The sequence below is a fragment of the Sporichthya polymorpha DSM 43042 genome, from assembly GCF_000384115.1.
In the GTDB taxonomy this organism is placed as follows: domain Bacteria; phylum Actinomycetota; class Actinomycetes; order Sporichthyales; family Sporichthyaceae; genus Sporichthya; species Sporichthya polymorpha.
This window is the reverse complement of record NZ_KB913029.1, coordinates 1,116,185-1,133,788: the sequence shown is the minus strand read 5'-3', so window position 1 is coordinate 1,133,788 and position 17,604 is coordinate 1,116,185. Positions and strand designations below refer to the sequence as shown.

Sequence of the window (17,604 nt, the reverse complement as noted above, 5' to 3'; positions counted from 1 at the left end):
ACCCCGAGGACCGCTCCCGACCGGCGCGCCGATCGTCGCCTGTGGATAACGTCAGGGGTCAGGCCGCCGGCACGCGCTCGCGTTCCGGGGCCTCCGACCGCGTCGATTCGATCGGGGGAAACCCCTCGGCGGGCATGAGGCGCATCGTCGTGTGCATCATCGCGATCGCGATCCCCGCGGTGAGGATCGTGATCGCGTAGACGACGACATGGTCCGGGGCCGCGCTGTGGATGTAGGTCCAGAGTACGAGCGGGATCATGACGAGGCCGAGGACCATCGCCACGGCCGGCAGGAAGAACGCCGGGACGATCTGCTCCCTGGTCGGCAGCGACCGCCGGATGCGGGCGGCGCCCACGCCGATCGTCAGCACGATGAAGGTGTTGAGCAACGGGATCCACGCCGGGAAGTCGCCGACCATGAACGCGGCCGGACCGTAGTAGGTGTAGACCTCCATGACGTTGATCATGAAGAGCTCCGCGCCCAGCAGGTAGAGCGCCGCTCCCGCGCAGACGGGAATCAGGCGTCGACGTGACCAGCCGGCCTCGACCAGGCGCCAGAACGTCAGGCCCATCCCGCCGTAGAACGCGGTGTAGCTGAAGAACGTCCAGACCGGGAACGGGTTCTCGAACGCCGTGTAGAACGTGTCCTGGCCCGGCGCGTAGTACCAGAGGTTCGCGAGCGTGTCCGGCATCGGTTCGATCAGCGCGCAGAACGTCGAGCCGAGGGCGACGATGACCGGGACCACCGTCCGGTGCACCAGCGACAGCCGGATCGCGGTCGCGTAGACGGCGACGACGCCCACCGCGATCGCGATGTTCATGATCGTCTGGCCGGTCTCGTTGACCGGCTGGTTGAGGATCTCGTCCGGCGGCAGCGGGAACGTCATCATGCGGCGGGCTCCGGGGCTCGGGGTCAGCTCAGCTGGACTGCGGTGTCGTCCAACGACAGTTCAGCGATCGGTAGCTCCGGCTGGTTCCGTACCGGGCCACCGCGGCGTCGGGCGCGGCCAGTTCCAGACCGGGCAGGCGCTCGAGAACCTGCTCGAGCACCACCTTGAGCTCGAGGCGGGCCAGGGGCGCGCCGACGCACCGGTGGATGCCCTGGCCGAAACCGACGTGCCGATTGCTGTCGCGGCCGAGCTTGAACTCCTCCGGGTCCTCGAACTCCTCGGGATCGCGGTTGGCACTGCCGTAGAGCAGCATCACCGTCGCCCCCTCGGGCAGCGGAGTGTCCCGGACGGCGATGTCCTCCCGCACCGTGCGGCCCATCCCCGGCAGGGGTGCGACCAGGCGCACGGCTTCCTCGGCGGCGCCGGGAACGAGCGAGGCGTCGGCCCGCAGCTGTTCCTGCAGGCCGGGGTCGCGAGCGAGGTAGTACAGCAGCCCGCCGAGAGCTCCGACGGTGGTCTCGTGGCCGGCGCCGAGCAGGAGGAAGGCCATGGAGACCTGGTCCTCGAAGCTCAGCGGTTCGCCGTCGATCTGCAGCGTCGCGATGTCGGTCATCATGTCGTCGCGCGGGTTCTGGGCGCGGTCGGTCAGCTGCCCGGCGAGGTAGCCGACGAATTCCTGCGACGCGGCCTGCGCGGCCGCGGGGTCCTCCGCCGCCGCGTAGCCGACGAGGCGGCTCATCTGGTCGCGGAAGGTGTGCCAGTCCGAGTCCGGCAGCCCCATCAGCAAAGCCATCACCAGCGGCGGCACCGGCTCGGCCAGTTCGGCGGCGAGGTCTCCCTCGCCCGCGTCGACGAAGGAGTCGATCAAGGTGTCGACGATCTTGCGGACCGACTCCTCCAGCTTCGCCATCCGGCCGGGGGAGAGCCACTGCTGCATCGGGCGCCGGTAGCGGCCGTGCTCGGGCTCGTCCTGCTCCAGGCAGATCTGCGGGGGGATCGGCAGCTTGGGGATCGTGATGCCGTCCGCGGAGCTGAAGACCTCCGGGTCCCGGGCGGCGGCGCACACGTCGGCGTAGGTGCTCAGGATGTAGAACCCGCCGAAGTCGTCCACGTGCGCGACGGGGCAACCTTCGCGTAGCTTTGCGTAGTAGGGACCGGGCTCTTGGGCGACCTCGGGGTCCCGCATTTCGAATCGCACAGCGCACCTCGGAATCGGTGTATTCGGGCGTCCGGGAAAACTAGTGCGCGAGCGTAGATCCAGTCAACACCGGTGTTGTATTCAACGCGCGTGTCGACTACGCTCGACATCCACGAAGGTGTGCGAGGAGGCCGGCGTCGTGTCCGACATGCAGTTGAAGGTCCGCAAGGTGACCATCGACTTCAGCCACGCCAAGATCCACTGGAACCCCACGGGTCCCGAGTTCAGCCACGTCTTCAACGCGTTCTCGTCGCTCGCCCCCGAGCTCGAGCCGTTCCTCATCAAGACCATGCGCGAGGCCAAGACCCGCGTGCCGGCGTCCGAGGAAGCGCTGCTCGCCGACATCGACCTGTTCAACTCGCAGGAAGCGCGGCATTACCGAATGCACGCGCAATTCAACAAGGTTCTGTACCGGGCCGGATATGACCTGGACGAGGCCGAGAAGAAGTTGAAAGCGGATTACCAGCGATTTCTGGAGAAGAAGGGCCCGAAGTTCTGCCTGGCCTACTCGGAGGGCTTCGAGACCCTCGGGCCGGCGTTGTCGGGGTTCTTCTTCGACCGCTCGCCGCACCTCATGCAGCAGTGGGACGAGCCGACGACGTTCCTCTGGCTCTGGCACGTCGCCGAGGAGTACGAGCACCGCGCCGTGGTCAACGGGACCTACAAGGTGCTCTACGACGACCACTGGTACCGGCTCTACGGCCTCTGGTACGCGCTGATCCACATCTTCGCGTACGTCCTGAAGAACTCGAACCGCATGATCAAGTACGACCTCGCCACCGGGCGCGTGCAGGGCAAGCTGCGCAGCCGTTACCGCCAGGTGCGATCGCTGCTCGGTCTGCTGCGTTACGCCGGACCGCGCATCGCCAAGGTGCACCGGCGCTCCTACGACCCGACGACGTTCCCGCCGATGGAGGGCGCGATGTTCATCCTGCGCCAGGCCTCCGAGCGCTACGTCGTCGCCGACTGACCCCCACCGAGATCCTGGGCACTCCCGGAAGGACCCTTCCCGCATGAAGGCTGCAGTTTTCGTCGGCGTCAACGAGCCGGTCTCGATCGAGGACGTGACCCCGCTCGACCCGGGTCCGAACGACGTCGTGGTGCGACTGGGTGCCTCGGGGGTGTGCCACTCGGACCTCTCCTTCGTCGACGGCACGTTGGGCTTTCCGCCGCCGGTGATCCTCGGGCACGAGGGTGCGGGCACCGTGGAGGCCATCGGCTCGGCGGTGAGCCGGGTTCAGGTGGGCGACCGGGTGATCGCCTCATTCGTGACCACCTGTGGTGAGTGCTGGTTCTGCCAGCACGAGCAGCCCTTCGTCTGCTCGAACCTGATCGCGGGTCAGATGGCGCCGCACGGGGCGCGGCCCAACGGTGACGCGGTCACCGCGGTCGGCGGCCTCGGCACGATGGCCGAGTTCATGACGGTGAACGAGAGCGTGCTCGTGCCGGTGCAGACCGATCTGCCGATGGAGCAGCTGGCGCTGATCGGGTGTGGCGTCACGACGGGCGTGGGCGCGGCGCTGGTGACCGCCGACGTCCAGCCCGGCTCCACCGTCGCGGTCGTCGGCTGCGGCGGCGTCGGCCTGTCAGTGATCCAGGGCGCGCGCATCGCCGGCGCCGAGCGGATCATCGCGATCGACCCGGTGGAGCTCAAGCGCGGTGCGGCCACCCAGCGCGGCGCGACCGACGTCATCGACCCCACCGGCGTCGACCCGATCGAGGCGGTGCGCGAGCTGACGGGTGGGCGGGGCGCGGACTACGCGTTCGAGGTGGTGGGCCGGCCCGAGACGGTCGCGCAGACCGTCGAGCTGACCCGACCTAACGGCACGGCGGTCGTCATCGGCGCCATGAGTCCCACGGAGTTCATCTCGATCCATGGCCTGGGCTTCATCTACGGGGCGAAGCACATCGTCGCGAGCTTCAGCGGCTCGGCGATCCCGTCGCGCGACTTCCCGCGGTACGTGAAGCTCGCCGAGGAGGGCAAGCTCGACCTCGCGGGCATGATCAGTCGCCGCTACTCCCTCGACCAGGTCAACGAGGCGCTCGACGCCACCGCGAAGGGCGAGGTCCTCCGCGCGATGATCAATTTCGACGGCGCTTCCTCGGGCTCGCAGTGAACGCCCGCTCGAACGAGGGCCCGCCCGTCGACGGTCTGGCCGTCGAGGGTGTCGTCGTCCGCTTCGGTGGTCTGGTCGCGGTCGACGGGCAGACGCTGCAGGCGCCGCGGGGCCGGATCACCGGCCTGATCGGCCCGAACGGTGCCGGCAAGACCACGACGTTCAACGCGTGCACGGGTCTGGTCCGGCCGAGCGAGGGCAAGGTCTACCTGTTCGGCGAGGACGTCACGCATGCGCCGCCGCAGGCGCGCGCTCGTAAGGGCCTCGGGCGCACGTTCCAGCGAATGGAGCTGTTCGACACCCTTACGGTGCGGGAGAACGTCAAGCTCGGCCGCGAGGCCGCGATGGCCGGCAAGAACCCGCTCAAGCACATCCGGGCCACGGCCAGCCAGACGAACCGGCTGCGCAAGCTGACCGAGAGCTCGCTGGAGATGTGCGGCATCGGCCATCTCGCGGCCCGCCGCCCGGCCGATCTGAGTACGGGTCAGCGTCGTTTGGTCGAGCTCGCGCGCTGCATCGCCGGTGAGTTCCCGATCATGCTCCTCGACGAGCCCTCGTCCGGTCTCGACGGCAAGGAGACCGAGGCGTTCGGCAAGATCCTGCGCGACGTCGTCGCCGAGCGGAACGTCGGGATCCTCATCGTCGAGCACGACATGGCCCTGGTCATGTCCACCTGCAACTACATCCACGTGCTCGACTTCGGCAAGCCGATCTTCGAGGGCACACCCGCCGAGGTCGCGGCCTCGCCCGTCGTCCGCGCCGCCTATCTCGGCAGCGAGGCCGAGGGCCTCGCCTCCGCTGACGACGACCTGGTCACGCTGCACTGAGTCACTGCCCGTTCCCTGCCCGTTCCCCAGCCTGAGCTGCCCCACCGGAAGAAGGACTGGCCGATGTTCGAGCTGCGCAACATCTCCGCGGGGTACTCCGGCACGCAGGTGCTGCGGGGGGTGAACCTGAAGATCCCCGCCTCCAGCGTCGTCGCTCTGCTCGGGCCGAACGGGGCGGGCAAGACCACGCTGCTCCGCGTCGCAACCGGCTTGCTGAAGCCGACCGCCGGGCAGTTGCTGATCGACGGCGAGGACGTCACGGGCGCCGCTCCGCACAAGCTGGTCGAGAAGGGCGTCTGCCACGTCCCCGAGGGTCGCGGCGTGTTCCGCTCGCTCTCGGTGCGGGACAACCTGCTGCTGCAGGCCGTCAAGGGTGACCAGGCCGAGGCGCTCGACCGCGCGGTCACGGCGTTCCCGCGCCTCGGTGAGCGGATGGCGCAGACGGCCGGGACGATGTCCGGCGGTGAGCAGCAGATGCTCGCCCTCGCGCGCGCCTACGTCCAGAAGCCGCGGTTCATCCTGCTCGACGAGGTCTCGATGGGCCTCGCGCCGAAGGTCGTCGACGAGATCTTCGCGTTCCTGGAGATGCTCGCCCGTGAGGGCGCGTCACTGCTGCTGGTCGAGCAGTACGTGACCCGCGCGCTCGCCGCCGCGGACTTCGTCTTCCTGCTCAATCGGGGCTCGGTCGCGTTCGCCGGTCAGCCTGCGGAGATCGACGCCGAGGAGCTCGCCGAACGCTACGTCGGCGCCGGCCACTGACCCGCCGCCGGCCCTTCCCCGCCCGACCACAGGATTCGAACAAGGGGTGTCACCCCCTACTTGTGAGTAAGGGGTGACACCCCCTACTCGTCAGTAAGGGGTGACACCCCTTTGTTGAGCGGGGCGGGCGAAGAGACTCAGCGGGTCGGGCCGAGGAGCGCGGCAGCCAGGTCGCGCACCGAGTGCTGCTCCAGGTTCATCACCAGGTCGACGGTGCGTTCCGTCGCCTCGGCACCCAACGGTGCGAGGGTGCGGCGGGCCATAGCGAGTCGGTCGTCGAGGGCCGGCTGCGTCGACTGCAGGTTCGGGACGACCTTGGTCAGCGTCCGGCCGTCGCGCAGGCGGACCGTGAGGGTCTGGTCGGCGAAGCCGCGGACGTTGGCGCTGCTGTCGACGGTGATCGTGACGCGCTCGCGCGCGGCGACGTAGCGCGGGTCCTGGGCGGAGGAGTCGTAGAAGGCCTCGGTGTACGGGAGCTCGGGGATCCCGCCGACCAGCAGCCCGGCGACGCCCTGGCGGATGCTGAACTTCGCCTGCTCGCCGTTCTGCGGGTCGCGGTAGGGCGCGATGCGGTCGGCGAAGGTCGGCACGATCACGTCGATCGATTCGATGTCGTCGGGCGAGAGGTTGTGCTCGCGCAGGATCTCGATCGTGCCGTGGATGCTCTGGTGCGTAAGGCCGCAGGAGCCGTACCGCTTCGGCGCGATCCGGGCCTTGACGAAGAAGAGCTCGCCGCCGAGGTCGGCGGTCAACGCGTCCGGATCGTAGGGCCGGTTCCCGCCTGCCGCGTACTGCTCGCCCCAGGAGTAGTCGCCGTCGAGGAAGTCGGCGCAGCCGGTGAAGCCCTGGCCCGCGACCTGCGCCGCGAAGACGCCGGTGCGTGCGGGCACGCCGGCCTCGTGGACGTGTGCCATCGTCCCGCAGCCGCGGGTGCTGCCGTTGCCGAGCGGGAGCGCGACACCCAGGCAGTGCTGCATCTGTTCGGTCGTCAGATTCAGCAGGCGGCCCGCGGTCACGCCGGCCCCGCCCGGGCCGACCAGCGAGATGCCCATGAACCCGCGGTCGCAGGCGCCGATGCCGGCCACCCCGAGGCGGCCCTGCATCTCCACACCTGCGATGACGGCGGTGAGGAAGTCCCGGCCCGAGCTGTCCGCGACCTCACCGACGGCGAGCGCCGCCGCGATCGGCGGGATCAGGCACGTCCCGGGAAGCGCGCCGTAGGACTCCAGCTCGTCGGCGTGCGCGAGCGAGGCGTTGACGTAGGCGGCCTCCGCGGCTGACGTCCGGAAGCCGGAGCCGACGACCACCGACTGCGGCGCCGCGGCGAGCTCGCGCGTGTGGTTCGCCAGGAGCCGGCTCACCGGCTGGGGGAGCGCGTGCACCATGTGGCCGACACACTCGAGAGTGAAGATCTTCAGCGGCTCCACCGCGTCGGCGGGGATGTCGGAGAACTGCAGTCCGACCAGGTGTTCGCTGAGGGTCCGGGTGATCTGCCCGGCCTGGATGGAGCGGCGTTCGGCCACGGTCGTCGCGGGGGCGTTCATGGGTGTCCTCTCAGAAGATCGTGTAGCCGCCGTCGACGAAGACCTCGTTGCCGGTGTGGAACGTGAGCTTCGGGTCGGCGAGGAAGGCGGCCACCTCGTGGAACTCCTCGGGATTCGCCCAGCGGCGCACCGGGGTCCGCGACGTCGTGGCCTTCAGAAAGGCGTCGTTGGCCTGGAGGTCGATGTTCATCCCGGTGCGGGTCCAGCCCGGGATCAGGATGTTGCAGCGCACGCGGTGGCGTGCGAGTTCGACGGCCAGGGTGCGTCCCAGTCCGGCGAGCCCGCACTTCGAGGCCGCGTAGGCGGCGTTGCCGGCGGCGCCGTAGCGCACGATCGTCGACGAGACCACGATGATCGCGCCACCCTGACCCTGGCTCACGAACTGGCGCGCGGCCTCGCGGGTGCAGAGGAACCCGCCGTCCAGGTTCACGGCGACGACCCGGCGCCACTCGTCGAGCGAGGTGTCGACGAGAGGGGTGGCGGCATGGATGCCGGCGTTCGCGACGAAGCAGCCGAGCGGACCGAGTTCGCTGACGGTCTGCTTCATGGCGGCCTCGATGTCCGCCTCGTCGCTGACGTCGCACGCGACGGCGATCGCCCGGCCGCCGTGCCGCGAGATCTCCTCGACGGCGGCGATGTTGCGCTCGGCATTCCGGGCCCAGATCGCGACGTTCCCGCCGGCCTTGGCGATCCCCACGGCGAGGCCGAGTCCCAGGCCTCCGTTGCCGCCCGTGACGACGGCCGTCAGGCCCGCCAAACTGCTCATGAGCTGAGGTTACAACACTGGCGTTGACAATTCCAACACATGCGTTGACGGTGCCGAGCGGGCGGGAGTACGTTCGTCGGGACGTGACGTCTCCCGGAACAGGACGCCCCTATGCAGGCCTTCCCGGTCCCACCGCAAGAGATCTACGAGACGCCCACGAACACGACCGCGGCGGCCATCATGTTGGTCGTCATCGGCGTGAGCTTCGTGGGTCTGTACGCCGGCGCGTTCGCGCTACGGCGCCGGTTCGGGACCTGGGTCCCGCTCGCCGTCGCGCTCGGTGCGACGTTCTGCGCCTTCCTCGAACCGCTGCCCGACGTCGTGGCCAACCTCTGGTACTACGAGCCCGGCCAGAAGTCGATCTACAGCTCGTACGAGAACTCGATGCCGATCTGGGTCTTCTTCTCCTACGCGGTCTACTACGGCGGCATCGGCCTGACGCTGTGGTGGTTGATCGAGCAGGGCTGGACTCGGCGCAAGATCGCGATCGTCCTCGCCGGTCCGCTCTACCTGTACCTCGCCGGCGGCGAGCTGTTCTTCATGCACGTCATGGAGCAGTACACGTACCACGGTCCCGGCGCCTTCAAGCTGGCGGACTACCCGATGTGGATCCCGCTGATGAACCTCACGATTGTGCTGTGGGTCGGCGCCGGCGCGGCGCGGATCCGGCGCTCGCTGCCGACGGGTGACCAGCTGATCCCGGCGTTCCTGCTGCCCGGCTTCGCGATGACGGTGGGTCTGATCTTCCTGCCCTGCCTGACGTGGACCGTCATCCACTCGACCGACCCCTCGCAGGGCCTGGTCTACGCGGCGACGCTGGTGACCATCGCGCTGGAGATCGCGGCCATGTACGCCGCAATGCGCCTGTTCCCGGCGGAGGGCTTCGCGCCGCTGGCTCCGAAGCCCGCCGCCGCCGTTCCGGTGACGGCGCCTCAGGCGGAGAGCGTCACGGGGTAGGTGAGGTATCGCGGGATGTCCGCGATGGCGAACTTGCTCATGTCCTTGACGAGCGATGTCGGCGGGTTGTCCGGGTCGGGCCGGACACCCGCCGACATCAGTTTGCGGAGCAGTTCGACATGGGCGCCGCCCTTGCCGTCGTTGCCGACGACGACCCGCAGGCCGTAGCACTGGTGCGTGCCCATGCCGAAGCCGACGCCGTACCGCGCCAGGTTGCCTTCGGGGGGCGGGCGCCGTGGGTTGAAGTCGTGGGCGTCGTCGCCGAACACGTCGGGGTCACGGTTGGCGGCCATCAGCTCCACGTGCAGCTCCTGGCCGGCGCGGACCGCCGTGCCGTCGGAGAGCACGTGGTCCTCCAACGCCCGGCGCGTGTTGTACGGCGAGAACGGGGCGCGCAGCCGGATCGTCTCGCAGAGCGCGTTGAGCAGGAACGTGGGGTCGGTCGCCTCGGGCAGGTCCTCCGGGTGGGCCGCGAACCACGTGTGGAGCAGGTCGACCGTGTGCACGACCGACTGCGTGCTCGTGCCGACGGAGGCAGCGAAGAGCATGGACGACTCGACCACGACGTTGTCGTCGTCCGCCCATCTGGGGTCGAGGCCCGCGGCGGCCATCCTGAGAAAGCTGCCCGGCACCTCGTCGTCGTGGACCTCACCGGCGTCGATGCGGCGGCGCATCTCGCGGTGCCAGGCCAGGGACGGCAGCAGGATCTCGTCCCGGTAGCGCGCCTTGGCGGCGAGCGCTTGGGCGTTGATCGTGGCCCGATCCGCGAGGTAAGCCGAACTCGTCCCCGCGGCGATCGGGCCGGCCAGGGACCGGAACAGCGCGATGCGCTCGTCGGTCAGGTCGGTCAGGCCGATCAGCCGGGCGGTGAAATGAATGAAGACCCGTTCGAGGAACTCGACGAGGTCGAGGGAGACGGTTCCGTCGGCGCCGGCCGGCATCGACGCCAGCAGTCGGTCCGCCTCGGGGAGGATGATGTCCTCCCGGATGCCGGTCAGCGCGTCGGTCCGGACGAGTGGGTTCAGCAGCTTGCGGCGCGACCGGTGGGACTCGCCCTCGGAGAAGATGAACGAGGCCGCGAGGAACTCGCGCACGTTGATCTCACCGTTGACCGGGTCCTCGGCCACGTTGGCGAACAGTTCTGGCTCGTTCGCCAACGCGGACTTCGACCGCAGAAGCTTGGTGACGTCCGCCAGCCGGGTCACTCGGGCATAAGGGCACTGTTCGACGGACATCGAGCTCCTTGAGTTCTTACGGGATGTCAGCTGCCTTGCCGGGGGTGAAGGTCACCGGCAGCGTCGCGACCGAGCGGACGCCCTGGACGTTGCGGAACGTCACGCCGCCGGTGTCGACGACGTAGTCCGGGATCGCGCCCAGGACCTCGTCGACGACGATGCTCATCTCGAGGCGCGCGAGACCGGCGCCCTGGCACTTGTGGATGCCCGTACTGAACGCGACGTGGCGGTTGCGCTCACGCCGGATGTCGAACGTGTCGGGGTCGGTGAACGCGGCGGCGTCGAGGTTCGCGGACGCGTAGATGACGACGACGCGGTCTCCGGCCTGAATCCGCGCGCCGCCGAGCTCGGTGTCCTGCGTGGCGACGCGGGAGAGGTGGAGGACGGGCGAGTCGATACGCAGCCCCTCCTCGATCGCGCCGCGGAGCAACGTGCGGTCGGCGATCAGGGCATCGCGTTGGTCGGGGTTGAGACCCAGGCGGTAGAGCAGGTACGTGACGCCCCCGACGGTGGTCTCGTGCCCGGCGATGAGGAAGAAGAAGGCGAGGCCGAGCTCCTCCTCGGGGGTGAGCGGCCGGCCGTCCATCGTGGACTGGACCAGGTCGGTCAGCAGGTCGTCCTGCGGCTCGGTCTTGCGGGCCTGCAGATGCTTCATCAGGTAACCGACGAGCTCGCCGCCGATCGCGGCGTTCTCCTCCGCGAGCTCCGGCCGCTCGGCCGTGTAGAGCATGCGGTCCGTGATCTCGACGAACCAGCCGGCGTCCGACTGCGGGAAGCCCATCATCTCGGCGATGACGTTCGCGGGGACGTGGACGGCGAGGTCCTTCGCCAGGTCGGCCTTACCGGTCTCGACGAACGACCGCAGCCGCTCGCGGGTGACCGCGCGGATCGACGTCTCCAGCCGCGACAGGGCGCGCGAGGTGAAGAACGGCGCCGCCATCCGGCGGTACTTCGCGTGCTCCGGCGGGTCCGCCTCGCTCGGCGGGAGCGGGTACGGGAACCCGGTCGGCGGGAACGGCGTGCCCTGCGTCGAGGTGTAGAGCTCGGGGTGCTCGACGACCTGGACCACGTCGGCGTACCGGCTGACGACCCAGTGCCCGCCGTGGTTGTCCGACCAGGCGGGTGGGCCCTTGCGCAGTTCGGCCCACACCGCCTGAGGGTCGGCCCGGACCCGCGGGTCGGAGAAGTCGAAGTTCTCCACCAGGGAGGAGACCGGGCACTTCGAAGTCGTCATGACATTCCCTCTCCGTCGAGGAGTTGTCCGGGTGGGGCGGCGGTCAGACCCAGGTGCCGTCGGGTGCCTTGGTGGAGAAGCGCGGCGCGACCTTCTCCATGAACTCGTACAGCTCCTCCTCGTTCTCCTCGGGGTCGAGGTGACCCTGGCCGAACTGGAGCCACATCTCGTTGAAGCCGAGCCGCTTGTGGGCGTCCTCGATCTGGCGCGACACCTCGTCGGCGTCACCGATCAGGCAGTTGGCGTAGCCCTGGCCGAAGGGGAGGAAGAACTCGTGCCAGTACCAGTCGTGCTCGGCCTTCTTGTGCTCGAGCTTGGCCTTGTCGCTGCCGAGCATCAACACGCCGCCCCACGCAGCCGCGTCCTCACGCTTCACGTCGCGCCCCGCGGCGGCGGCGGTGTTCATGTACCGCGTCCAGAGGGCCTCGCAGAACTCCATCTGGTTCGCCATCACGATCGGCTTGCCGCCCTCGCGGGCCCACATGTCGATGGTGCGCATCGAGTGGGCGAACGCGCCGTACAGCGGCGGGTGGGGGTCCTGGTAGCAACGGGGCGCGATGCCGATCTCGTGCACCATCCCGTCCTCGCCCATGCCGGCGCCGTACTTCTCGTAGGCGGGGTGGCCGGTGAGGCCGGTCTCCGGGGGGAACTGCCAGTACTTGCCCTTGTGGGAGAAGGTCGAGTTCAGCCAGGCCTTCTTCACGATGCCGACGCACTCTTCGAAGATCTCGCGATTCATCGTGTCGACCTCGCCGCGCGCCTTGGCGTCCTGCGGGGTGGTGGCGTTCGCGCCGCGGACCGAGGCGTAGGACCCGACCCAGCGGGACTGGTAGCCGCGGGTGAACCCGACGTTGAGGCGGCCGCCGAGCATGTGGTCCAGCGTCGCGATCTCCTCGGCCGCGCGGACCGGGTTGTGCGTGGTGAGCACGTAGCCCAGCGTCGAGACCCGCATGCGCTGGGCGTGCATGCCGACGAAGAGGCTGAACATCCCGGGGTGGTTGGTGACCTCGAACCCCTCCAGCTGGAGGTGGTGCTCGTTGTGGCCGTAGCTCGCGTAGCCGAGTTCGTCGGCCAGCTTCACGTAGCCGCGGATCTCTTCGAGGTAGCGCTGGTACAGGACCTTGTTCTGGCCCGCCATGCCCTGCTTGATCTCGTGCTGACGCCCGATCATGCCCGGCTGGATGAGGTGGAACTTCATGTCGGACCTCCGATGGCCGCGGCGGGAGAGGGGTGGTTGACCTCCACGATGCTCCGCACCGCAGCGAGCTGTCAACTCGTGCGTTGAAAAATCCCACGCATGCGTTGATTGAGCCGGGTGTCGCCGCTAGCCTCGGGGGACGATGACGACACCGGAGAAGTTCCCGCTGCCCTCCGGCGTGGTCGACGCCTGGATCAACCCGAACCTGGGCGCGCTGACCAACGCCGCCACGGCACTCTTCCCCGACCTCGCCGCGCGCATGGAGCGTGGGACCACGCTCGAGCGGTTGATCGACGAGATGGACGCCGCCGGCGTCGCGAAGGGCGTGCTGTGCTCGGGGTACGCCGGCGAGGGCGACCGGGAGTGGTGCGTGAAGGCGCGCGACCGCCATCCGGAGCGGTTCGCGCTCTCGCACGTCGTCGATCCGCGGGAGGGGATGGCGGCGGTTCGCCTCGTCGAGGAACTCGTCACCGGGGAGGGGCATCGGCTGATCCGCCTGCTCGGGCTGCAGACCCAGCTGTACTACAACGACCCGGCCTACTACCCGGTCTACGCGAAGTGCGTGGAGCTCGGGGTGCCGGTCAGTGTCAACGTCGGGTTCCCCGGGCCGCACGTGCCGAGCAAGTACCAGGACCCGTTGGCCGTCGACGACGTCTGCGCGTTCTTTCCCGACCTGAAGGTCGTCCTCGCCCACGGCGGCGAGCCGTGGGTCGACGTCTGCGTGAAGCTGATGGTGAAGTGGCCGAACGTCTCGTGGATGAGTTCCGCGATCGCGCCGAAGCACATCCCGCCGGCGATCCTGCAGTACGCGAACACCCGGGGAGCGGACCGCATTCTGTGGGGAAGCGACTATCCGTTGCTCACCCACGAACGGTGTCTGACCGAGGCGGTGCGGCTGCCGTTCCGTGACGCGGGCAAGCTTGAGAAGTTCCTCTCGCTCAACGCCTCCGCGATGTTCTTCGCCTGACCATGACGAGCCGTGAGGTAGCTTTCGACCATGGGGCGTAGCGCAATTGAATCCCGGCGTCGGGCCGCGCTGGAAGAGGGGAACGTCGGGTACCTCGCCCGTCGCCAGGAGATCATCCAAGCCGCGAAGAACGTCTTCCGCGAGCGTGGTTTCGAGGCGACGTTGCGCGACGTGGCCGAGGTTCTCGGTACCGACCGGGCGTCGCTGTACTACTACGTCGGCAGCAAGGACGAACTGCTGCAGGAGATCGTCCGCGAGGCGTTGGCCCGTGACATCGCGGCGGCCAAGGCCGTGCAGAAGAGCAAGGCGAGCACGCCGGACAAGATCCGCGAACTGATCCTGTCGATGGTGAAGTCCTACTCGGACAACTATCCGCACATGAACGTCAACACCGAGGATCTGCGCCGGTACTCGCACGAGAAGAGCGACTGGGCCGTCGAGGTCATCACGCAGACGCGTGAGTACGAGGCCATCGTGATGTCGATCCTCAACAAGGGGCGCACCGAGAGGACGCTGCGCCGGGACCTGCCGGTGAACGTCTCCGCGCTGGCGTTGTTCGGGATGATCAACTGGATGCACCGCTGGTACCGGCCGAGCTACCCGGTCGCGCCGGAGGAGATCGCCCGGACGTTCGCGGAGATCTATCTGTCGGGATACGCGGCGGAGTAGTCCGTCAACGCTGACATGGAAAACCTCAACGCGTGCGTTGACGAGGGCTTCCGGGCGGGCGTAGCGTGGCGTCATGACGACGTCGCTCGGGCTCGAAGGCAAGCGCGCTCTGGTCATCGGGGGCGCCGGCCCCGGTAACGGAGGGGCCTCCACGCGGGCGCTCGCCGCCGCCGGGGCTTCGGTCGCGATCGCGGACTACAACGAGAGCGCCGCGAAGTCCCTCGCCGACGAGCTCGCGGCCACGGGGGTCGCGGCGGTCGGCATCGGCGTCGACGTCCGGAACGACGCGGACTCCGACGGCATCGTCGAGCGGGCCGCTGCCGAACTGGGCGGACTCGACGTCGTCGTCACCGTCGTCGGCGGGCACACGCTGTTCGCGCCGTGGGCGCGAGTCGGGGACACCCCCGACTCCGACTGGGACCTCATCCTGACGATGAACCTCGGCTACGTCATGCGCGTGACGCGCGCGGCCGTGCGCCTCCTCGAGGCGCAGGGGACGGGCGGGTCGATCGTCGCGGTCGGCTCGATCTCGGGCGAGGTCAGCAGCCCGTACGCCGCGGCCTACGGCGCCGCGAAGGCCGGCGTGGTCAGCCTCGCGAAGTCCGTCGCGCTGGAGTACGCGCGCGACGGGATCCGCATGAACGTCGTCGCGCTCGGCGCGACCGTCTCGGACGCGAACCGCGAGCTGAGCGCGCAGGGGATCGCGATGCAGGACTCGATCCCCGTGGGCCGGTTCGGCACCAACGTCGAGATCGCGAACGCGGTCGTCTTTCTGGCGTCACCGGCGTCGAGCTACATCACCGGAACAACGCTCTTCGTGGACGGGGGAGTGTCGCAGCGCTTCCCGCTCCGCGTTCCCAACGCACCTACTCACGTGGCGGGCTGAATCATGGGCGAGGCAGAGCGCACCCTCATCGTTTCCTCCGACGGCCACGCAGTGGCTGTGATGCCGGAGTACGGGCCGTACATCCCGGCGTCGCACCGCGAGGACTTCGCCGAGTTCTGCGAGGTGTTCGCGCGTGAGGGTGCGCGCACCGTCGACCCGGCCAGCCTACGCAACCGGCTCGACGAGGAACTCGTCGCCGACTGGATCGAGAACGTCATCGATCCCGGCCGGCTCGCCGGTCAGACCGACCCGCACCAGCGCGTCAAAGAACTTGACGCGGAGGGCATCGCGGCCGAGGTGATCTTCCCGGACTTCGGCCTGCCCTGGGAGCTGCACCCGCCGCTGAAGGCGGCGATCATCGGTTACTCACGCAGCCCGGAGAAGATCGAGATCGCCAACAAGGCGCACAACCGCTGGCTCGCGGACTTCTGCTCCGCGTACCCGGACCGCCTCGGTGGGCTCGCTGTCGTCAGCTTCGCGGACGTCGAGGACACCGTCGCCGAGATCCGCTGGGCGAAGGAGGCGGGCCTGGTCGGCATCGTCCTGCCGACGCTGCCCGACACGACGCCGTTCTTCGACCGCGCCTTCGACCCCATCTGGGACGTGCTCGAGGAACTGGAGATGCCGGCCGCGAGCCACACGGCGATCTCCGCGGTCACGACGTACATGCCGACCGGTTCGCTGATGAAGGTCCCGCACCCCGCTTGCGCGGTGCCGATCATGACCGCGCAGGCCTACTTCTTCACCCAGCAGATCCTGAACCACATGGTGTGGGGCGGGGTCCTCGAGCGGCACCCGAACCTGCGTCTGACGCTGACCGAGCAGGGCACCGGCTGGGTCGTCAGCGCGATGGCCGGCATGGACTACTCGTGGGAGAGCAGCTACCTCCGGCGTGACGTCCGCGAGATCGTGAAGCGCAAGCCGTCGGAGTACTTCGCCCGTCAGGTGTTCCTCGGGTCGTCGCTGTTCTCGCGCGCCGAGGCCGAGGCGCGGCACTCCATCGGCGTCGACAAGATCTGCATCGGCATGGACTACCCGCACCACGAGGGCACCTGGGGCGCCGGCCCCGGCACCACCGAGTACCTCCGCGCCACCCTCGGCGCCGCCGGCGTCGCTCCCGCCGAGGCCCGCCGCATGCTCGGCGAGAACGCCGCCGACCTCTGGGGCTTCGACCGCCCCGCCCTCGCCGACCTCGCCTCCCGCATCGGCCCCGACCTCACCGAGCTCCTCACACCCCCGACCGAGGACCACTTCCCCCGCGGCGACGTCCACAAGCCCCTCGCCACCGCCTTCTGACGGGCGCCGACCGAACTGCGCCGGCCAGGGTCGGGCCGGTGTCAAGAAAGGCTGACACCCCTTACTGCGCAGTAAGGGGTGTCACCCCTTCTTCACACGTCAGGCGGCGGCGCTGGCGAAGGCCGCGAGGAGGCGGGCGCGAAAGCCGGCTGGGTCGTCGCGGAGCTCCCGCCACGTCGTCCGGATGACGATGTAGCCGGCGCGGCGCAGGCGTGCCTCGCGGGCCTCCTGACGGCGCATGGCCTCGCGGGCGTCGCCGCACCACGGGTCGGTGTACTTGAGGTAGCCGTCGACCTCGACGACGACGCGGAACGCGCGGAAGAACAGGTCGACCCGTCCGATCAGGCCGAACGCGTCGAACAGTTCGACCTGGAGCTCGGGGCGGGGGGCTTGCTCCTCCTGCGCGCAGACCCAGCGAGCCAGGGATTCAGCGGCGGACTCGGAGAGACCGTCGGCGAACGCGAGGATGTCGAGGGCCTTCTGGCCGTTCGTCCACGCGGAGCAGAACGTCGCCACCGCGCGCAGCTCGTCGCGGGGAACGCCGAGGTGCAGCGCGCCGTCGGCAGCGATCAGACCGTCGACCTCTGAGCCCTCCCGCATCAGGTCGACCGCCGTTCGGGCCATCGTCGTCAACGGGACGCCGCGGTCGACGACGACGTGCTCCGCCGGCAACGTGGCCGGGCGAACCTCGACGCCGTTGCGCGAGGTGCGGCGACCGCGGTCGGCGCTGACCAGGTCGACGTGCCGAGGCCCATCGCCGCGCCGGATGTTGGCGATCTCGGCGACGACGGCCCGGGCCTCCGGCGTCAGGTCTCGGAGGTCTTCCACGTGCGCGGCGGCCGCGACCGCCTCCGCCGGAGGTTGGAACGGCAGCCCGTGGAGAAAGGCCGCCGTGCGGTGCCCGCCGACCAGCGTGTGCGTCGGCGAGTCAGGGTCCCATCCGCGGATGAGGAGAGCTCCGGCGAGTTCGATGCGATGACGCCCACGGGCGTCTGCCTGGTCCCACCACCACTGGAGGGTGTAGATGCCGTGCCGGAGTTCCCGCCAGATGCGGGAGGAGAC

The 17,604-nt window shown here is 69.1% G+C and carries 17 protein-coding genes; 9 read left to right on the top strand and 8 right to left on the bottom strand.

Features of this window, described 5'->3' with window-relative positions; translation table 11 throughout:
- Positions 1 to 58 precede the first annotated feature (58 nt).
- Positions 59 to 889 carry a hypothetical protein gene (locus SPOPO_RS0105625; protein WP_019873811.1) on the bottom strand — a complete coding sequence of 277 codons (831 nt, stop codon included), beginning with the start codon at positions 887 to 889 and terminating at the stop codon, positions 59 to 61.
- 28 nt (positions 890 to 917) lie between these two features.
- Positions 918 to 2,000: a cytochrome P450 gene (locus tag SPOPO_RS0105620; protein ID WP_019873810.1), complete on the bottom strand. Its 1,083-nt coding sequence runs from the start codon at positions 1,998 to 2,000 to the stop codon at positions 918 to 920.
- Positions 2,001 to 2,235: 235 nt separating this feature from the next.
- Between SPOPO_RS0105620 and SPOPO_RS0105615 the strand changes: the two genes are divergently transcribed.
- From SPOPO_RS0105615 to SPOPO_RS0105600, 4 genes are all read left to right on the top strand, one after another.
- Positions 2,236 to 3,057: a metal-dependent hydrolase gene (locus SPOPO_RS0105615; protein WP_245541766.1), complete on the top strand. Its 822-nt coding sequence runs from the start codon at positions 2,236 to 2,238 to the stop codon at positions 3,055 to 3,057.
- Between the two features lie 43 nt (positions 3,058 to 3,100).
- On the top strand, positions 3,101 to 4,204 hold the full coding sequence (locus tag SPOPO_RS0105610; protein ID WP_019873808.1) for a Zn-dependent alcohol dehydrogenase: 1,104 nt from the start codon (positions 3,101 to 3,103) through the stop codon (positions 4,202 to 4,204).
- On the top strand, positions 4,201 to 5,031 hold the full coding sequence (locus tag SPOPO_RS0105605) for an ABC transporter ATP-binding protein (protein WP_019873807.1): 831 nt from the start codon (positions 4,201 to 4,203) through the stop codon (positions 5,029 to 5,031). The genes SPOPO_RS0105610 and SPOPO_RS0105605 overlap by 4 nt, the downstream gene beginning before the upstream one ends.
- Positions 5,032 to 5,094: 63 nt before the next feature.
- A complete protein-coding gene (locus SPOPO_RS0105600; RefSeq protein WP_019873806.1) occupies positions 5,095 to 5,790 on the top strand; it encodes an ABC transporter ATP-binding protein in 696 nt (231 codons plus the stop codon).
- Between the two features lie 137 nt (positions 5,791 to 5,927).
- Here the strand turns inward: SPOPO_RS0105600 and SPOPO_RS0105595 are convergent, their stop codons facing one another.
- Complete coding sequence (locus tag SPOPO_RS0105595) at positions 5,928 to 7,334, bottom strand: MmgE/PrpD family protein (protein WP_019873805.1); 1,407 nt, start codon at positions 7,332 to 7,334, stop codon at positions 5,928 to 5,930.
- A gap of 10 nt (positions 7,335 to 7,344) precedes the next feature.
- Entirely contained in the window at positions 7,345 to 8,100 is a 756-nt protein-coding gene (locus SPOPO_RS0105590; RefSeq protein WP_028984541.1) for an SDR family NAD(P)-dependent oxidoreductase, read from the bottom strand.
- A 111-nt stretch (positions 8,101 to 8,211) separates the two neighbouring features.
- On the opposite strand from SPOPO_RS0105590, the gene SPOPO_RS0105585 reads away from it, so the two are divergent.
- Complete coding sequence (locus SPOPO_RS0105585) at positions 8,212 to 9,057, top strand: hypothetical protein (protein WP_019873803.1); 846 nt, start codon at positions 8,212 to 8,214, stop codon at positions 9,055 to 9,057.
- On the opposite strand, the gene SPOPO_RS0105580 is transcribed toward SPOPO_RS0105585, so the two are convergent.
- From SPOPO_RS0105580 to SPOPO_RS0105570, 3 genes are read right to left on the bottom strand one after another with little or no spacing between them, the layout of a single operon-like run.
- Positions 9,033 to 10,292: a cytochrome P450 gene (locus SPOPO_RS0105580; RefSeq protein ID WP_084670898.1), complete on the bottom strand. Its 1,260-nt coding sequence runs from the start codon at positions 10,290 to 10,292 to the stop codon at positions 9,033 to 9,035. The genes SPOPO_RS0105585 and SPOPO_RS0105580 overlap by 25 nt on opposite strands.
- Positions 10,293 to 10,308: 16 nt before the next feature.
- Positions 10,309 to 11,526 carry a cytochrome P450 gene (locus tag SPOPO_RS27915; protein WP_019873801.1) on the bottom strand — a complete coding sequence of 406 codons (1,218 nt, stop codon included), beginning with the start codon at positions 11,524 to 11,526 and terminating at the stop codon, positions 10,309 to 10,311.
- A 43-nt stretch (positions 11,527 to 11,569) separates the two neighbouring features.
- Positions 11,570 to 12,724: an LLM class flavin-dependent oxidoreductase gene (locus SPOPO_RS0105570; RefSeq protein WP_019873800.1), complete on the bottom strand. Its 1,155-nt coding sequence runs from the start codon at positions 12,722 to 12,724 to the stop codon at positions 11,570 to 11,572.
- 142 nt (positions 12,725 to 12,866) lie between these two features.
- Between SPOPO_RS0105570 and SPOPO_RS0105565 the strand changes: the two genes are divergently transcribed.
- From SPOPO_RS0105565 to SPOPO_RS0105550, 4 genes are all read left to right on the top strand, one after another.
- Positions 12,867 to 13,691 (top strand): amidohydrolase family protein, encoded by an 825-nt coding sequence (locus tag SPOPO_RS0105565; RefSeq protein WP_019873799.1) that lies wholly within the window; start codon positions 12,867 to 12,869, stop codon positions 13,689 to 13,691.
- Positions 13,692 to 13,721: 30 nt separating this feature from the next.
- Positions 13,722 to 14,360 (top strand): TetR/AcrR family transcriptional regulator, encoded by a 639-nt coding sequence (locus tag SPOPO_RS27910; protein WP_019873798.1) that lies wholly within the window; start codon positions 13,722 to 13,724, stop codon positions 14,358 to 14,360.
- Between the two features lie 73 nt (positions 14,361 to 14,433).
- Positions 14,434 to 15,246, top strand: a complete 813-nt coding sequence (locus tag SPOPO_RS0105555) for an SDR family NAD(P)-dependent oxidoreductase (protein WP_019873797.1) — start codon at positions 14,434 to 14,436, stop codon at positions 15,244 to 15,246.
- A 3-nt stretch (positions 15,247 to 15,249) separates the two neighbouring features.
- Positions 15,250 to 16,542: an amidohydrolase family protein gene (locus SPOPO_RS0105550; RefSeq protein WP_019873796.1), complete on the top strand. Its 1,293-nt coding sequence runs from the start codon at positions 15,250 to 15,252 to the stop codon at positions 16,540 to 16,542.
- A 99-nt stretch (positions 16,543 to 16,641) separates the two neighbouring features.
- Here the strand turns inward: SPOPO_RS0105550 and SPOPO_RS27905 are convergent, their stop codons facing one another.
- Positions 16,642 to 17,370 carry a PDDEXK family nuclease gene (locus SPOPO_RS27905; RefSeq protein WP_019873795.1) on the bottom strand — a complete coding sequence of 243 codons (729 nt, stop codon included), beginning with the start codon at positions 17,368 to 17,370 and terminating at the stop codon, positions 16,642 to 16,644.
- Positions 17,371 to 17,604: the final 234 nt, after the last annotated feature.

What these genes read in the sequence shown, in the direction of transcription:
- SPOPO_RS0105625 (WP_019873811.1), bottom strand. Translation starts at nt 889, where the DNA reads ATGATGACGTTCCCGCTGCCGCCGGACGAGATCCTCAACCAGCCGGTC.
- SPOPO_RS0105615 (WP_245541766.1), top strand. Translation starts at nt 2,236, where the DNA reads ATGCAGTTGAAGGTCCGCAAGGTGACCATCGACTTCAGCCACGCCAAG.
- SPOPO_RS0105610 (WP_019873808.1), top strand. Translation starts at nt 3,101, where the DNA reads ATGAAGGCTGCAGTTTTCGTCGGCGTCAACGAGCCGGTCTCGATCGAG.
- SPOPO_RS0105600 (WP_019873806.1), top strand. Translation starts at nt 5,095, where the DNA reads ATGTTCGAGCTGCGCAACATCTCCGCGGGGTACTCCGGCACGCAGGTG.
- SPOPO_RS0105595 (WP_019873805.1), bottom strand. Translation starts at nt 7,334, where the DNA reads ATGAACGCCCCCGCGACGACCGTGGCCGAACGCCGCTCCATCCAGGCC.
- SPOPO_RS0105590 (WP_028984541.1), bottom strand. Translation starts at nt 8,100, where the DNA reads ATGAGCAGTTTGGCGGGCCTGACGGCCGTCGTCACGGGCGGCAACGGA.
- SPOPO_RS0105585 (WP_019873803.1), top strand. Translation starts at nt 8,212, where the DNA reads ATGCAGGCCTTCCCGGTCCCACCGCAAGAGATCTACGAGACGCCCACG.
- SPOPO_RS0105580 (WP_084670898.1), bottom strand. Translation starts at nt 10,292, where the DNA reads ATGTCCGTCGAACAGTGCCCTTATGCCCGAGTGACCCGGCTGGCGGAC.
- SPOPO_RS27915 (WP_019873801.1), bottom strand. Translation starts at nt 11,526, where the DNA reads ATGACGACTTCGAAGTGCCCGGTCTCCTCCCTGGTGGAGAACTTCGAC.
- SPOPO_RS0105570 (WP_019873800.1), bottom strand. Translation starts at nt 12,724, where the DNA reads ATGAAGTTCCACCTCATCCAGCCGGGCATGATCGGGCGTCAGCACGAG.
- SPOPO_RS0105565 (WP_019873799.1), top strand. Translation starts at nt 12,867, where the DNA reads ATGACGACACCGGAGAAGTTCCCGCTGCCCTCCGGCGTGGTCGACGCC.
- SPOPO_RS27910 (WP_019873798.1), top strand. Translation starts at nt 13,722, where the DNA reads ATGGGGCGTAGCGCAATTGAATCCCGGCGTCGGGCCGCGCTGGAAGAG.
- SPOPO_RS0105555 (WP_019873797.1), top strand. Translation starts at nt 14,434, where the DNA reads ATGACGACGTCGCTCGGGCTCGAAGGCAAGCGCGCTCTGGTCATCGGG.
- SPOPO_RS0105550 (WP_019873796.1), top strand. Translation starts at nt 15,250, where the DNA reads ATGGGCGAGGCAGAGCGCACCCTCATCGTTTCCTCCGACGGCCACGCA.